Below are 15,577 nucleotides of genomic sequence, written 5' to 3'. Positions count from 1 at the left end.
CGTTCTTACTTAAAAGAATGGATTAGCGTTGATACTGGAAACAACTTCTTCAAGCTGTCTCTCAGGGAGGCTCGAATCTACCCCAGGGAAGGGGGATAACAGATGTTTATGGGCAACAGCGGAAATCGCTAATGTGATACTCGAATGTTCATTGGCAAGATACAGCTCTATTGCTTGCAGTGTTTCTTCAGGGAATGACCAGTGTCGAATGAACACAGGAAGTAGTTCTTGGTTGAGTGCTGTGCATTCACCAATTGTGACATTAATACCCATGTGATCAGCGTAACCAGCTACCAGCATAGATCCACCGAATAACGCAATGCCTGTGATATACGAACTGGGTTTGCGCTGAATGTAGTCGAGTGCGATGGCGGTGTCGATTGAATAGTTTATGAGTTGAGTACTGACGTCATAAGCGGAGCTAGGCAAAAGTTGTCTTAGCATGTAGGTAATGATCAGATTGACACTTCTGAGCGTTCCTAGTTTGGTGATTGCACGTTTTAAATCATCAAAGTTTTTAATGACGGGTAATGCAGCTGAATTGGCTACACGAAGGAACAACGCAGCGAGAGCAGCATCATTACCAACAAGTCGGTAAAGTTCATTAATGGGATCGTCGTGCTTCAAAATTTCCCTGATCTCCGGTACGGGGACATTTTTGATAAGTAAATCAAACTGAGCGCTTTGGGTTGCGTCAGTTATTGATTTAGCCGATATGGTGTAGTTAGCCATAAATCATCCATTAATTAACAGCTTAGACGCTTAGACTGAAGAGTATCATGAAACACCTGATTGAGTGTAATCGTACATCAGTATCTATGCCGTACAAAAAAATTAATTAGTATAAACTACTTTAACTATGGGGGTCGCATGTTGAGAAATATAAATTGTATGGTGTTAGGTTTGATGTTGGCTGTTTTTTATTCGTTCACGGCGCCAGCATTCGCATCACCCGCGCCTAATGAGGCTGAAAGCTGTGCTGTTGCTATGGCCCAGTTTCGCTATTACGCACATGGTTATGAGACTGGGGCTAAATGGATCCCAGGCAGTTTAGAGGCACCTAAGTACGCAGAAAGCGAAGTCAATCCAGAAGGGGTGATTATTGATTATTATATTGCTAAAGAGTACACCGAGGGTAGCAATCAGATCCCTGTTGAAATTACTCGTCGATTAATTCACACGGCATATAACAACTATCAATCGGGTCATAGCGCATCGTTTGGGAGCTACTGGACGTTGGCCTCGTGTATGGGGGTTATTAATAAGCCAATCGAGTTCCTAGGACGCTGTGACGAAAGAGAAGCGCAGCCGACGAAAAGGGGATTCCAAGAATTCGTGCAGTGTGCTAGTCCCAACATCTAATTCTCAAAATTTGCCTCAATCAAGAAGCGTGATCTAATGGAGACATAGAACACGAATCGGATTGGGGCATGACAGACACGTCTTTAGAGCAATTATCCAAGTTTGGCATAACTGAGTTATGGCAAGTTGGACTTGTAATGCCTCTGCAATACAAAGATTTACGCCTTGTTCAATATGACTTGAATCCCTATCAAGGCTTCTCTGGGATGACGCTTTTCGGCGGTCATATTCACTCCGTATCTGACATCAAGTTAGGACGCACTAAAAAACGCAGTCCCTTCATCATTGTTGAGCTGACAGACCAACAGGGGTTCCGACTGAAAACCTTCGTTTACGACACAGCTGAAAACCTAAAATCGTTGAGCAACGGGCTCGCGATGGCTAATCAGCATCACCCTATCTATGTCTATGGCTTACCGGAATATCAAAACCAACAACTGATTTTAAAAAATCAGGAGTTTGTTGCCCCCGATGATTTAGGGCGGTTGCATGTGTGCTATGAACTGGCCAAGGGAATGAGCAAAGCGGAACCCAAGGTAATCGATTTCCTCAGCCGCTTACTGTCAGAACGTGATGTTATCAAGGAGTGTGCTGACAAGATTAGAGAGCTGCTTTCAGCTACCGCTGTAAGTAACAAACGACTAAAGCAATTTCTGGGTGCAGCCCCGAGTGACAACATCGAGCAGATGTTACAGGAGATCCATTTCCCCGATTGTGTTCAACGAGGTTACGCACGGATTCGGCAAGTTAGTAAGTTAGCAGCAGTCCTCATTGGTGCAGAGGCAAAGAAATTGGCGTCACAGTGGGGAGTAAAGCGTGTCCCGTTGCAGTTTGAGTCAGAGGCGATAGATAACCGCATTAAATCGTTACCATTCCAAATGACCGAGGAACAAAAATCCGCGGCATTTAGTATGGTCACGCAAATGACTTCGGCAGTATCTCAACACATGATGTTAATTGGTGACGTTGGCACCGGAAAAAGCTGTGTGATTGGCACCTGTGCCGCCTCAGTTGTGGATGCCGGTGGGCGAGTGGCCATTATGCTGCCTACTTCGAATTTAGCGCGTCAGTTACATAGAGAGTTCTCTGAGTATTACCCTGACATCAGCCCAACGTTAGTCATTGAAGGGGAGATCATTGAAGAGATTTCCCAATGTCGAATGTTGATTGGTACCACGGCGATTTTACACAAACAGTGGCCATTCACATTTGATCTGACCGTCGTGGATGAACAGCACAAGTTTTCAGTTGAACAGCGCGAGCTGTTTTGCGCTGACGGGGCGCATTTACTGGAATCGACAGCAACCCCAGTACCGCGAACAGCGGCTTTGCTAAAACATGGAGTGCTGAAGGTGTACGAGCTAAAGCATTGCTTCGTAGATAAGCGTATTGAGAGTCGTTTGTTAGAGCATTACGCAGGTCGAGACCTGGCAATAAGAGCGTTAGCGACGCTTCAAAGCGGCCAAAAGTTATTGATCGTTTGCGCCCTAAAAGATGAAAGCAAGTGTGAGGCATTTGCGGATATTCAGAATGCGACAGAGACATACGAGAAATGGTGCCGATTCATCCATAGTAATCGCCACGTCCTACCGGATGGTAGCGGGGTTGTTCTGGCGCATGGAGGGCTAACAAACGAAGAAAATGCAGCTGCAATCGATGCGCTCAATACGGGTGATGCAAACGTGCTGGTCGCGACGACATTAGTTGAAACTGGGCTGACTATTAAAGGGTTAACCCACTGCATTGTGATGAATCCAGACAGGCTAGGTCTTGTCCAACTCCATCAGCTTAGAGGGCGCTTAGCAAGGCACGGAGGGGTAGGGTACTTTGATTTACTGTTACCCCCTGAAATAAGCCCAAAATCAAAGGATAGGCTTGAATTAATTTCTCAAATTTCACATGGCGTGACGCTAGCGATTGAGGACATGAAACTGAGAGGATTTGGCGATTTAACCAAATCAGGTCGCTCGCAAACGGGAGTTAATCAGCGATATTTGTTCGGTTACAAAATCAATCTTGATGATTTAAACGATGCAATTGAGTTGATTGATACCTCAAGTTAGGTCAGAATCAACACAATTTTATTAACTCAAGAGCTTTGTGGTTTATGGGTAAGGTATGAAACAACAATCGTTAAGTAAAAAATCGTTCATCGCATTTATTGTTATCTTGGCTCTTGCCCTTCTCGTTTGGGTAGTGAGCCAGTTCAACAGCTATAAAACATCACTACCAACGGGTGTCGCCAAAGATGGCCCTCCGGCCCTAGCAACTTTGTTAAGCAGTAACGCCAATAACAAAGTGATCCAGAAATGGAGTGTCACCGACGGTTCGCAAAATATCACGGGTTGGCTGGTGGATCTGAGTGGCCAAAAACAAATTTATTGGAGCACGGGCGACTTTGTTATTGCTGGTGGTCTGGTGGATGCGAATGGCGTCAACTTAACGGAGCAGTGGGCGACGACGCTGGGCATCTCCGAAGCCGATAGGAATCAGCCACAACAAGCAGGTCGAGCACAACGCGCACCTGTTGCTCAGCAAACTTACACTGAGCAGGATTGGCAAAGTCTCACTGCGGCGAAATACATTCAACTGGGCTATGAACAAGCGTCAGCTGAGAAAGCGATTTATGTATTCTTTGAACCCTTCTGTAGTGCTTGCAGTAGCTTACTCGCACGTTTGAAACCCGAGATTGAAAGCAAACAGTTGGATGTGCGCTTGGTGCCGTTAGCGTGGATCAGCGCCAACTCTGTCCCAGCAATCCAAGCCATGATTGATGGCGGTAAGGACGCGGTGTGGAAGCACGAAGAGGCGAAGCAAACTAAAGCTGCTTATGCCACTGCAACCCCAACCCCAGAAACTAAGATGGCCATCATCCAAAACTCTGAGCTCATGGGTACACTGGGCATCCAAGGTACGCCGACGCTGTTTTATCGCAATGGTGGTGAAATGGTCAAAGTGGTGAATAACTTTGCCGCAATCTCCCAAGCCATAAACTCGCTACAACTCACCGCATCAGTCAATTAATTTCCCAACTCCATAAGGAGATCCCATATTGGGATCTCCTTGGTATTATAAGCACATTTGATTAATTTAATGTGTATTAATTCATCGCAAAATTCCCATTAATTGCTCAAAAAATGGGTAAATAAATTTATCCATTTATATAATTCTGATAACCTATGTAATCATAAAAAAATGTTGGGTTCAGAATGCGCGACTTAACTTTCAGTAAATCCGCTATAGCGCTACTTATACTAGCGCAATCGGCGTGGTCATTTAACGCTTTAGCTGTATCCGGTGTAACCATCACTGGTGAACTGTCTGCAAAAATGCCCGAAATCGTCTTGACCCCACCTTCAGGAGTGGTGGCAAACGTCCAGCAGGTGCAAATCAAACCAACTCAAGGATCCGGTGCGGGTTGTAGCTTAACGACGGATGTAGCGGCGGCAAAAGCCTTTACGCAATCCCAAGGTAACATGCTCTGTTTACTGGAGTGGAGCTTGCCATCAGGGTTAAGCACTTACAGCGATGGTATTCAGGGTTACTTGAATAACTCTGGCAATAACATCATCGGGTATACCGTAAGTATTTATTCTGGCAGTGGCAGTGAAAAAGTGCTGGTTGAAACAGGTTCGATGACTGTGGAAGCGGCGCAAGCTATTTCCCCAAACATCGTTGAAATCGTAAGTGACTTAACCACTGGTATCCAGTTAGGTTCGGACGTAACCAGCAACAGCAAGGGAAACATCCTCAAAACCGTCCAAGTTAAGACCGATTCAAGGCCATATACCCAAGTAGTTAATGCGCCGAGTCTCGGGGCGTGTACCATCCCGATTGGCAGCACATCATGTACCATGTCCACAGCTGGCACGACTATTGTTACCGACACAAGCAGTTCGACGGGCTCAACCAACTACAGCATGAGCGTAGATTCGGATAATGGCTATTTCAAAACCATCAATGGCCAATATCAGTCGCAATACAATCTCGCATGGGACTTCAGGACCGCGACACTCGACGATTATATGATGCAAGCGGTGGCCTCGGGTAACGAGGTGCCAATCACTAAAACATTTGCTGACGGCACGACACTAACTATCGATAACGAAAAAGCGCTATTAACAGTAGCTACCCCTCACGCGGGTAAATCAGGTACGTGGTGGCATCCACAGGCGACTATTACGCTAAAACCAGATCCACAGTATTCAATCAAACAACCAAGCTATAACCTGGCAGGAAATGACATTCTCTCTACCGATGTTATTACCTTACCTACGGGAGAACTTAAGCTGAGCCCTAAGCTCGTTGAGCAGCATTCCGATGTATGGGCATTCGAGTTTGACCTGTCTTCGCTTCCAGATGGCGTTTACATCCCATACGCGACGTTGACGGACACTTACAGCAACACCTGGGAAGGTGTCGTAGGTGAGTCCAGTAACATCGATAGAAATCCTCCAACTATCAGGATTTACAACACTAACGGCGGCATTGTTAACGCTGCCGACCCTATTTATTTCTTTGATGATATTCTCGTTGCGGCTGTTGATTCCATGTCTGGTGGGGGGAAGGTGATTGCTGCGTCAGTGGATGGCCAATCAGTTCTTGGAGATGGTATTGATGAAGGGATTGAGTATTTAAAAATGCTCAAAACTCCAGATACTCCATTAGAGCCCAATACTGATAAATTACTATCTGTGGTAGTCCAGGATAATGCTGGTAACACATCAGTACAGGAAGTCTCAATTCGATATATGCCAGTAAAATGGCAGATAGATGACAGAAGCCAGACCTATCGAAGAGGTGTTCAAGCGGTCTCTATGCCACTCAAAAACACCGAGGGGGTTGGTTGTCGCATGTATGCGTCAGCTGAGCAGGCACGTAAAGCTGGTGGTCAGTTAAATTATCGCTGTTTTATTGAATGGCTACAATTCCCTGATGGCACAGGCTCTGAATGGTCTAACTCTCAGCAAGTGCTCGCGGGTACGTTCCAAAAAGCGACCAGTACATCCTCACTTAACGAGGCTAAGTACAAGGTTTGGATGATCAACCGAAAAAACTCAGAAGCGCTCAGCTTTGTGGGTTCGCAAGCATTTAAAGTGACTGAGCCGGAGCCGCCAGTAGTAACTGTTGCTAAATACCGTGAATTTAAACCTGACATTTTTACGACGACAGTTGATGGTGGGGTGATTACCACCACGTCAGCTGAGTTTATTAACGGTGATTTAACTTTTTCAATCACTAGCAGTGATGGCACTCAGGTGTCATACCCTTACACACAATCAGGCTCAGCTCAGTCTAAAAAGCGGATTGGTAAAGTTTTAAGTGTGGGGGCATCTGCCTTGTGGACCACAAGAGATATTGAGCTAAAAGCTCAGTACACTGGGGACAAAACCGCGTTAGGCACTAAGAAGGTTAAAGTTCTGACTGTGCCAGCTAATACTATTGTAGCGAAGCTAGAAACCCCCGAGGTACTTCAAAACACTCAGTCTACGATCACTGCTAAAGTGAGTATTGGCTCTCTGGACTTCTTAACTCGAAAAATGACTTACGATAAAGAGACTATGGGTGATTGGTCTGCGGTCATTGCATTGGAGTCGCGAAACAAAGAAGGTACTAGCTATCAAAACCTAACAGAGCCATTAAAGCTTAACAGTGAAGGTGTGGCATCTGCGGAAATCCCATTCAAGGACTTTTCTATCGGCAGTTCTCGCTTAGTGGCTCTGGTGACTGTGGACAGTAAACTGGCTGATTACCAAAAAACGATTAAGAGTAATTCTGCATTTTTCCAGATTTATAAAGGTGAGGCTATTGACGGAGATATCCTGATAAAGCGCATGGCGGGTAAAGCGCCATTCGCGGCTCAATTGCTATACGTACCTAATACACTAAATGACCGTCGTGCTAAAGGCGACGTGATTTGGGAAATGTCGAAAGATAGTGGCGGTACATGGGAAGAAATTGCCACTAACAAAGACTTTGTGCAAATCCTGTTATCTAACAAAGGTATCTATCAATTTAGAGCGCAGATTGCTAACAAGTACAGCGGTATTAAACAGACCACCGATTTCCAAGAGGTGTTGGTGTACGACCAACCAGAACTGAAGATTGAGGGTGTTAGTGCATTACATGCTGGCGAGATTGGCCAATATAAGCTGCTTGATAATGATGAATCAGTCGATTTGACATCAACCGAAGTAGAATGGTCGTTAGATGGCGTGAACTGGGTGAAAGGTGATGATAGTTTCACGTTAACGATGGACAGTGAAACTCGCTATAACATCTATGCTCGCGCAGCTTATGTGAATACTGATTTGGCTGGTGATGCTAGATTCTCGAAGGCTACTAAGATTGTACGTGCTGCACGATTACAACCTGTGAGAATGTCGTTGCCAGTAATCAAAGCGATGGAAGAAGGTGTACCCTACACACTAGATGTGACAACTACCTTAGCTGATACTGCTGCAGGTACTCCAATCATTACTGAATGGACTTTGCCGGACGGTACTAAAACTCTATCACCATCTATTACTTACACCCCAACAGCGGCAGATGTCACTAATAAGCTGGTTACACTACAAGTCAGAGCATGGGCAGAGGGGTATCAGGCTGAGACTGAAAACCTGAAACGGTTAACGCCTGCTGCATGGAGATATACTTTCCCATCTTTTGAGATCATCAGCAAAACGAACAGTAGTTATGCCCCAACTTCTGGTTCAATGTTGATTAACACACCGACAGATCTCCCTCCTTACTATTCAGGAGTGACTTTCTCAGTAGAATGGAAAATCCCTGAGACATTTGAAGTGGTTCGTAAGTCAGATAAGCAAGTGGTTTTCAATGTGACGGAAGCGGGAACCGAGAATGTTCAAGCTACGGTCACCGATAACAGAGGAAACGCTAAGGTGGTTTCAAGCTATATTGGCACCAACCAAGCGCCGGAGCCCCAGTTGAGCATTGAGCCACGTTATAGCAACACTATGATGCGCGAGCCATTAACCGTGATAGCAAACTTGTCAGGCAAAATGGGACATCCATTAGACAGAATCAACACGGTTAGTTGGTATCTAGATGGCAAGCTGGTGGAGCCTACCAATCTGAGGGTGATGGTAAGTGGTGTTGAAGCGGGTGTTCACAAACTAAAAGCGGTTATGACATCCGTATTCAACATCCAACGGGAGTACGAAATGGAAATCCCCGTTGCCAAAAACGTAGAACCCAAATGTAACGTGAAGGAAAGCAATTATTCCAACATTCTCCGACTCGATCTGATATGTACTGACGAAGATGGTAAGATGGCGAAATACGAGTGGAACATTAACGGTGAAGTATCACCCTACATTGGATCTTATATTTACGTAAGTAAGTCAACTGGTTATAGTGCTGTGATTATCGCTAGAGGCGTGGATGACTCTGGCGCTTACTCAAATTCTATTGAGAAACATTACACATATTAAACCGTTCAAATAAAGAATCCCGCAAGTGCGGGATTTTTTATAAATGCTAATTTCATGTGAGACATTAAAATTTGTCAAATGAGACGTATAGTGCGATAATTAATCATAATTTTGGAATGCAGGAGTCATTGATATGGCTGTTCAACAATTACGTGAGTTCAGATTAAAACCTAAAGCACATCAATCTATCTGGGCTAAAGTGGGGTTGCCTGCTGGCGAAGGCCCTGTGCTAAGTGACGCAATAAATCATGGGTTTAGTATTGATGTTGTGAATCGCTTTGCCGAAGCCGTTTCCATGCCCGTTACGAACCTTGTTCAGTATGCCGGTTTAAGCCGGGCAACCTTCGCCCGTCGGGTAAAGGATAAAGAACATCGACTGAAACCTAGTGAAAGCGAAGCGTTTGCAAGGATGATACGAATGTATGAAGCAGCAACTTTGATGCTTGGTGGAAACAAGGCTGATGCTATTCAATGGCTCAATGAACCCGCAATTGGATTGAACGGTAAAAGACCAATTGAGTTAATGGGCTCTGAGTCGGGCACATTAGATGTCATTCGTCTAATTAATAGATTAATGCACGGAGTTTACATGTGAAGCTCTATCGCATTGTATCAAAGCAGTACGTGGATTCTGCATGGAATGGACAAGGGGCTGCAATGTATGGGGGGCGCTGGAACTCATTGGGAGTACCGATGGTGTATACCTCTCCTACACTATCTCTAGCAATCCTAGAAGTCTTAGTGCATCTCAATTCACCCCGAAGATTCGATAACTTCGTCACGCTTGAACTGGAATTGCCCGAAAGTGAATTGATGATGTTGCCACAAAGCGAATTGGCCGAGGGGTGGCGATACAACGACATAATGTCCAGAGGGCTTGGAGATTCGTTTATAGAGTCTGAATCGGCGGCTGGACTGATGGTGCCCTCGTTTATTGTGCCCTTGGAGCACAATGTGTTGGTCAACCCTTCCAATCCAGTTGTAATTGAGTCGGTTAAGAATGCCGTTGATTTAAAATATCAAATCGATCCAAGACTAATTTAAGTTGTTGATTAGCTAGCATAGACAACTCGGTTAAGCGGGTTCTCATTTTATTTATCGGATAGTGCGGAAAACCTCGCCGTTCAGGGCGAGGATGAATAGCGCAACGGCGAAGCCGTTCTGAGGGCTACGCCGGAGTTTGTTGCTGCTCAATATACTGCCGGATGATCTCAATTGGCGCACCACCACAGCTCCCCGCAAAATAACTGGGCGACCAGAGCGCACCTCCCCAGAGTTTCTTTTTGATCGAAGGGTAATTCTTTTTTCGGATCATCCGGCTGGATACACCTTTGAGACTGTTAACCAGATTCGACACGGCCACCTTCGGCGGGTAATTCACCAACAAATGCACATGGTCGTCTTCACCGTCGAACTCAACCAGCTCTGATTCAAAATCAAGACAGACCTTTTCAAAAAAGATTTTTAGATCATCCAGCACTTCTTTGGTAAAGACATTTCGTCGGTATTTTGTTACAAAGACCAAATGAACGTGCATTTTAAAAACACAATGCCTGCCATGCCTTAAATCGCTTTCAATTTCCATAGACCAATCTATAATTGAGTTGTATTGACACAGTATGAGCAAGCCATGCAACGACTGCAAGCCTACAAATTCGAACTGATTGTCACTGGAGAGCAGCAGCGCCAGATGCGCCGCTTCTCCGGTGCTTGTCGGTTTGTCTATAACAAGGCGCTGGCGTTGCAAAAAGAACGACATGAGCTGGGTGAAAAGAAACTATCGGCCTTTGAACTGAATAATCTGTTACCACAATGGAAAGCAGAGCCAGAAACAAAATGGCTGTCTGATTCACCTTCTCAAACGCTGCAACAGTCGCTGAAAGATTTAGATCGGGCGTACAAAAATTTCTTTGCCAAACGAGCAGACTTCCCGCGCTTCAAAAAGAAGGGTCAGTCAGATAGCTTTCGCTATCCACAAGGGGTGAAACTGGAGCAAGGCAATAATCGACTCTTCCTGCCCAAGCTCGGCTGGCTGCGTTACCGCAACAGTCGGACGGTGGAAGGTGAGATTAAAAACGTCACGGTCAGTCAGGTTTGTGGTAAGTGGTATGTATCGATCCAGACCGAGCGGGAAGTTGAAATTGCCGTGCATCAGGGCGATGCCATCGGCATTGACATGGGCATTGCCCGCTTTGCCACCCTGTCCGATGGCCGTTTCTACGCCCCGCTCAACAGTTTCAAACGGCACGAAACCGCTTTGCGCAAGGCGCAGCAGGCCATGAGCCGCAAGGTAAAATTCAGCAATAACTGGAAAAAGGCCAAAGCCAAAGTTCAGCGCATTCATTCCAATATCGGCAACAGCCGCCGTGACTACCTGCATAAAATATCAAACGACATTAGCAAAAACCACGCGATAGTCTGTATTGAAGATTTGCAGGTCAAAAACATGTCAAAATCAGCGGCAGGAACCGCCGAGCAACAGGGTAGGAATGTTAGGGCGAAGTCAGGCCTGAATAAAGCCATTCTTGATCAAGGCTGGTTTGAGTTCCGTCGCCAGCTCGATTACAAGCTGGCATGGAATGGCGGCCACCTGATCGCCGTTCCACCGAAAAACACCAGCCGGACGTGTCCGTGCTGTGGTCACATATCGAAGGATAACCGCGCCACGCAAGCTCGGTTTGCCTGTGTGGAATGTGGCTTTGAAGAAAACGCCGATGTCGTCGGCGCGATCAATGTATTAAGGGCGGGACACGCCCGATTAGCCTGTGAAGTGAGTGGTGCAACAATGCCGCCAGCAGCAGGAACCCACCGAAGCGAGTCCGGCGTTCGCGCCTAACCGCAGTAGGAATCCTCGTCGTTTACGGCGAGGAGGATGTCAAGACAAGTAAAATCTAACCCAAACCAAAAAAACCGAGGTGGTTGAGGCCTCGGTTAAATGGGTCTAAACGGAAGATGGTTGTTCACTATTGAGCTAGTTTGCTTAATGAATCGATCGAAATATCGGATATTGAATCATTAGCAGCATTTGCGGTTGCAACTTCAATTTGCATAAAGTAGCTAAGAACATAGGTATCATTAGGGCTGCTGGTGCTGTTGAATAAACTAAATGTGGGGTCTAAATAGTAGTCGCCACGCTTTAACCATCGATGATCTAGCGCGATTAAATTATCACCTATCGCGACAATCACGATCCCTTGCACTATAAGTTCAGCATTCAATATGCTCTGAGTTCTACAGCAATTCACAAAACTCTTCCCACATTCTACGTGTGCGGAAATGCGGTCCAACTCTTCAATTGTAAGACCTGTAATATTCACTGGGATCAGTGTTGTCGGGTCAATTCCTAGTTGATTCAAAATTAGCTCTAAGTCATTCACAGTAGATTTCATCGCCGCTCTCGTTGTTGCTGAACTGCATTCCGTCTAGTAATATACATGAACTGTATACTAATAGAAATGTGTAGATGATCAAATTCGACAAGGCTCACTGGCGTCACACGTATTTACTTCCATTTTGTATTGCTGCCGTCATTACAGCTGCTACTACGTGGTTTAGTCATAGCTATAAACTGATATTGGTACTCAACAGCGATAAATGCATTCCAGGTTCAGTATTCGTGGTAGACACACGACAAAAACACGTTAATAGCGGCGAGCTGGTGATGTTCATGTCTCCTCAAACCGACATTCTTCCGTCAGGGATCAACATCATAAAGTTAGTGGCAGGTGTCGAAGGAGACCTCGTAGAAATAGGGAGGTTTAGTGTGACCAACAAAAAACACAGGTTCCCAGCACCTATCGACAATGCGGCGAATGCGCTGAATATCGATGTACAAAAGCTCATTGGTACTCGGACTGTAGAGAATGGCGGGATCTTTGTGTTAGGCACAGAACCTGGCAGTTATGACAGTCGTTTCTTTGGTTCAATCAAAACTCAGCAGGTGATTGGTCGTGCTTACCTCATTATCTAATAGACAGTTTCTTGTTAGCTTGTTTGTGGCGGTAACGATGTCTGCCATTTATTTCGATGCAATGGCTACAGACGATAACCAGCAGTTTATTCTGGATGCAAAACGACAGATGGATGAAGTCCGTAGCCAAATCGAGGCTATGAGGCAGAACAATACCCAGCAGCCCCAAGGTGGCCTCCCCGCTGCTTGGGGGCAGCAATCTTACATTTCACAAGCACAAATGCTCACCCAGCAGGCCGATGCGATCAGGCATCAAGTGCTGCCAAAGCCAGAACCTGTCACGCCTGTTGTGCAGCAAGAGATAGCCGCAAACGGAGAGGTATTCATTTTCGCTTCATTCGGTATGCCAGCATACACGCTGAAATCAGCGCTGAGAGCAGCATCTCAAAGCCAAGTTAAAACAACAGTCGTATTTAGAGGCCTGAAAGATGAATCTGAAAGTCTGCGTGATGCCTCCAACGCCATTCATAGAGTGATAGATGAAGCAGATTTAGATGTTACTCCAAGAGTTATCATAGACCCTCGTTTGTTTAATACCTATGCAGTCGAAGTAGCGCCAACAATGGTGTATCGCAACGGTGGCAAAGTGGTTACCGCGACAGGGCTACAGTCATTAGAAGATTTCGTTAAGCAGTCCGAAGGCTTGTTGCAAAGCGGCTCGCTCGGGAAGTTGTCAGACACTTACGACATTACTGAGATGGACATGCTCGAACTTATCCAACAGAAGCTCAAAAAAGTAGATTGGGAAGAGAAAAAGCACGAGGCCGTTAGCCGATTCGTTAACCGTAAAGAGGTTCAGTTGACAGAGAGCCTTAAAGACGAGGATGTGCGTTACAAAATTGACCCGCGTGTTCGCTTTACCCAAGACCAAACAACGCCGGATGGCCAGTATTTTGCCAAGGCCGGTGATGTTGTAGATCCTACAGCATTACTCCAAATGGAAACCCGCTTATTCATGATTGACCCAACCAGTGAACGTCAGCTGGCGTGGATGAATGATGTACTTTCCGTGACTGAGCACAAGCAAGTTTACGTGCTGCTATCTGCGCTGCCGGCCGGTAGCGATTTAACCGAATTTAACCGGTTGCAGACAAAACTAGGCCGTCGCTTGTACTTGATGCAACCGACGATGGTGTCTCGTTTTCAGCTTGAGCATTTACCCGCATTGGTTGATTTGTTTAAGGGAGAAATCCGCGTCACTGAGATTGGTCAACGAACTCTGAGTAATGCGGGATTACCGACACTATTAGTAGCTCCAAATGGCGGTGCCAAATGATGAAGAAGTTCGCAAAAGTAGCTGTTTTTCTGGCTTCCATGATGTCCGTAAATGTGAGTGCGAACAGTAAGCCGGACTCGGTTTGCCCCGATGCTGGCTATTTCTCAAACCTGATTAACTCTTTTTGCTGGTCATGTACGCTACCTTTTAACCTCGCCGGATTCTCGGACAATGTGCCTAAAGGGGCTAATTCGAGTCGTTTATGCTCATGCTCGGATGCTCTGGGTGTGCCGGAGCTTGGGGTATCTCTGGGTTACTGGTCACCTGATCATTTAGTTGAAGTCTCTGCAACGCCATGGTGCAGTCCAACGCTGGGTGGAACCTTGCTACAAAATGACATGACGATGCGGGGGAGGGCATCCAACCCAGAAACTCAATCTGCCGAAACGGTATCGTTCTTACATTACAACTACATCATCAATCCGGTTTTCAAGATGTTAGGTCTTTTCTTGTTGCCTGAGTGCGACACATCCCCTGGTTACTTTGACCTCGATATTGCGTACATGTCAATCCTCGATGTCACCTACGAAAACTCGGCGCTATCATTTCTGTTCACTCCTGACGCAATTCCGATTGCGAATCCAGTTGGCCGCGCCATTTGTGTTGCCGATGGGATGATCACTGCTAGTAGCGGCAGTGCTAACGAGGCACTGTGGTTCTGCGCTGGTTTAGATGGTCCCTTGTATCCATTAACCGGCTTTATTGGGGCCGACAATGATTTTATCCGCAATACTCAGTTAATCACGACTCGTTCACTTGCTGCGCTACATCGCAGGGGGTTAGCGCGAAAAACTTACGGTAAAGAGGCGATGTGTAACGCCGAGTACAGTCCAATGATCCCTAAGGCGCAGTACAAAATTTCTATGATGTATCCGTCTCCTGAAGCTAATCCTGCAGCAGCATCAGCTGTGAAACCCACGAAGGCTTTTAATATTGAGGATCTACAAAATCCTGAAACTGGCAATTACGACAACAGCGAAGATAAAAATAAATCAACCCTAGATGGTTCATGGGATGAATGTTGTCACCCTCTCGGTTGGCCTACGATTTGGTGGGGTTCAGGTAGAAAGTCTCCTGGTAATGGAAAAGACCAACACGCGGTTTATTCAATTTTCAGATACACCGATTGCTGTGTGAGGGTTCAATAACAATGGAAGATAAACTGGTTACGTGGTGGGAAAAGGCAATCTCTTACGGAATAGGAAGCATTTACTTATTCAATATTTTAACTATGAGTTTTCTGGCGCTATTTCTCACAAGTAGCCCTGCATTTGCAGATCTCCCATTGCCAGTATCTCTTCAGTATTCCTGCCCAACAGGGTGGAGCTATTCCAATGGCACCTGTATTAAGTACACTTATGCAGCCCCGGTAGTGTCATGCTCGACACCGGGCTATTCAGTCACCACGGTAAATGGCTTACAAACATGTGCCAAAAACGAGTCCCGGACAACGATAAACAGTTGCCCCACTGGGACAAACTGGTTGGACTCTCAACAATCGTGGAACTATCATGA

Annotated in this window: 13 protein-coding genes; 10 read left to right on the top strand and 3 right to left on the bottom strand. The window is 45.9% G+C overall.

What is annotated here, in order from left to right; genetic code table 11:
• Positions 1-9: 9 nt before the first annotated feature.
• On the bottom strand, positions 10-732 hold the full coding sequence (locus SHEWPOL2_RS05515; RefSeq protein ID WP_037426869.1) for an HDOD domain-containing protein: 723 nt from the start codon (positions 730-732) through the stop codon (positions 10-12).
• A 138-nt stretch (positions 733-870) separates the two neighbouring features.
• On the opposite strand from SHEWPOL2_RS05515, the gene SHEWPOL2_RS05510 reads away from it, so the two are divergent.
• The 6 genes from SHEWPOL2_RS05510 (at position 871) to SHEWPOL2_RS05485 (ending at position 9,860) form a co-directional block, all read left to right on the top strand.
• The gene (locus SHEWPOL2_RS05510; RefSeq protein ID WP_037426866.1) at positions 871-1,362 is read left to right on the top strand and encodes a hypothetical protein; all 492 of its coding nucleotides are present in this window, start codon (positions 871-873) and stop codon (positions 1,360-1,362) included.
• Positions 1,363-1,430: 68 nt separating this feature from the next.
• On the top strand, positions 1,431-3,425 hold the full coding sequence (locus SHEWPOL2_RS05505; protein WP_037426863.1) for a helicase-related protein: 1,995 nt from the start codon (positions 1,431-1,433) through the stop codon (positions 3,423-3,425).
• A 55-nt stretch (positions 3,426-3,480) separates the two neighbouring features.
• The gene (locus SHEWPOL2_RS05500) at positions 3,481-4,386 is read left to right on the top strand and encodes a thioredoxin fold domain-containing protein (protein WP_011711551.1); all 906 of its coding nucleotides are present in this window, start codon (positions 3,481-3,483) and stop codon (positions 4,384-4,386) included.
• A gap of 185 nt (positions 4,387-4,571) precedes the next feature.
• Positions 4,572-8,816, top strand: a complete 4,245-nt coding sequence (locus SHEWPOL2_RS05495) for an Ig-like domain-containing protein (RefSeq protein WP_037426860.1) — start codon at positions 4,572-4,574, stop codon at positions 8,814-8,816.
• Positions 8,817-8,949: 133 nt separating this feature from the next.
• Positions 8,950-9,411, top strand: coding sequence for an antitoxin Xre/MbcA/ParS toxin-binding domain-containing protein (locus SHEWPOL2_RS05490; RefSeq protein ID WP_050991311.1), 462 nt, complete (start codon positions 8,950-8,952; stop codon positions 9,409-9,411).
• Positions 9,408-9,860 (top strand): RES family NAD+ phosphorylase, encoded by a 453-nt coding sequence (locus SHEWPOL2_RS05485; RefSeq protein ID WP_037426858.1) that lies wholly within the window; start codon positions 9,408-9,410, stop codon positions 9,858-9,860. Before SHEWPOL2_RS05490 ends, SHEWPOL2_RS05485 begins: the two co-directional genes overlap by 4 nt.
• A gap of 124 nt (positions 9,861-9,984) precedes the next feature.
• On the opposite strand, the gene tnpA is transcribed toward SHEWPOL2_RS05485, so the two are convergent.
• A complete protein-coding gene (gene tnpA, locus SHEWPOL2_RS05480) occupies positions 9,985-10,401 on the bottom strand; it encodes an IS200/IS605 family transposase (RefSeq protein WP_037426855.1) in 417 nt (138 codons plus the stop codon).
• A 45-nt stretch (positions 10,402-10,446) separates the two neighbouring features.
• Between tnpA and SHEWPOL2_RS05475 the strand changes: the two genes are divergently transcribed.
• Positions 10,447-11,652 carry an RNA-guided endonuclease TnpB family protein gene (locus tag SHEWPOL2_RS05475; RefSeq protein WP_037426850.1) on the top strand — a complete coding sequence of 402 codons (1,206 nt, stop codon included), beginning with the start codon at positions 10,447-10,449 and terminating at the stop codon, positions 11,650-11,652.
• Between the two features lie 127 nt (positions 11,653-11,779).
• Here SHEWPOL2_RS05475 and SHEWPOL2_RS22430 read toward each other — a convergent pair whose 3' ends face one another.
• A complete protein-coding gene (locus SHEWPOL2_RS22430) occupies positions 11,780-12,205 on the bottom strand; it encodes a hypothetical protein (protein WP_083848303.1) in 426 nt (141 codons plus the stop codon).
• 74 nt (positions 12,206-12,279) lie between these two features.
• Between SHEWPOL2_RS22430 and SHEWPOL2_RS05465 the strand changes: the two genes are divergently transcribed.
• Genes SHEWPOL2_RS05465 through SHEWPOL2_RS05455 form a run of 3 tightly spaced genes read left to right on the top strand, consistent with a single transcriptional unit; the run spans position 12,280 to position 15,210 of the window.
• Positions 12,280-12,786, top strand: a complete 507-nt coding sequence (locus SHEWPOL2_RS05465) for a S26 family signal peptidase (protein WP_037426844.1) — start codon at positions 12,280-12,282, stop codon at positions 12,784-12,786.
• Between the two features lie 37 nt (positions 12,787-12,823).
• Complete coding sequence (locus SHEWPOL2_RS05460) at positions 12,824-14,062, top strand: TrbC family F-type conjugative pilus assembly protein (protein ID WP_239642740.1); 1,239 nt, start codon at positions 12,824-12,826, stop codon at positions 14,060-14,062.
• On the top strand, positions 14,059-15,210 hold the full coding sequence (locus tag SHEWPOL2_RS05455; protein WP_050991310.1) for a TraU family protein: 1,152 nt from the start codon (positions 14,059-14,061) through the stop codon (positions 15,208-15,210). The genes SHEWPOL2_RS05460 and SHEWPOL2_RS05455 overlap by 4 nt, the downstream gene beginning before the upstream one ends.
• The last annotated feature ends 367 nt before the right edge of the window (positions 15,211-15,577 follow it).

This window comes from Shewanella sp. POL2 (assembly GCF_000282755.1).
In the GTDB taxonomy this organism is placed as follows: Bacteria; Pseudomonadota; Gammaproteobacteria; order Enterobacterales; family Shewanellaceae; genus Shewanella; species Shewanella xiamenensis.
The sequence above is the reverse complement of the archived record's forward strand: the minus strand, read 5'-3'. Positions and strand labels throughout refer to the sequence as shown.

What these genes read in the sequence shown, in the direction of transcription:
- SHEWPOL2_RS05515 (WP_037426869.1), bottom strand. Translation starts at nt 732, where the DNA reads ATGGCTAACTACACCATATCGGCTAAATCAATAACTGACGCAACCCAA.
- SHEWPOL2_RS05510 (WP_037426866.1), top strand. Translation starts at nt 871, where the DNA reads ATGTTGAGAAATATAAATTGTATGGTGTTAGGTTTGATGTTGGCTGTT.
- SHEWPOL2_RS05505 (WP_037426863.1), top strand. Translation starts at nt 1,431, where the DNA reads ATGACAGACACGTCTTTAGAGCAATTATCCAAGTTTGGCATAACTGAG.
- SHEWPOL2_RS05500 (WP_011711551.1), top strand. Translation starts at nt 3,481, where the DNA reads ATGAAACAACAATCGTTAAGTAAAAAATCGTTCATCGCATTTATTGTT.
- SHEWPOL2_RS05495 (WP_037426860.1), top strand. Translation starts at nt 4,572, where the DNA reads ATGCGCGACTTAACTTTCAGTAAATCCGCTATAGCGCTACTTATACTA.
- SHEWPOL2_RS05490 (WP_050991311.1), top strand. Translation starts at nt 8,950, where the DNA reads ATGGCTGTTCAACAATTACGTGAGTTCAGATTAAAACCTAAAGCACAT.
- tnpA (WP_037426855.1), bottom strand. Translation starts at nt 10,401, where the DNA reads ATGGAAATTGAAAGCGATTTAAGGCATGGCAGGCATTGTGTTTTTAAA.
- SHEWPOL2_RS05475 (WP_037426850.1), top strand. Translation starts at nt 10,447, where the DNA reads ATGCAACGACTGCAAGCCTACAAATTCGAACTGATTGTCACTGGAGAG.
- SHEWPOL2_RS22430 (WP_083848303.1), bottom strand. Translation starts at nt 12,205, where the DNA reads ATGAAATCTACTGTGAATGACTTAGAGCTAATTTTGAATCAACTAGGA.
- SHEWPOL2_RS05465 (WP_037426844.1), top strand. Translation starts at nt 12,280, where the DNA reads ATGATCAAATTCGACAAGGCTCACTGGCGTCACACGTATTTACTTCCA.
- SHEWPOL2_RS05460 (WP_239642740.1), top strand. Translation starts at nt 12,824, where the DNA reads ATGTCTGCCATTTATTTCGATGCAATGGCTACAGACGATAACCAGCAG.
- SHEWPOL2_RS05455 (WP_050991310.1), top strand. Translation starts at nt 14,059, where the DNA reads ATGATGAAGAAGTTCGCAAAAGTAGCTGTTTTTCTGGCTTCCATGATG.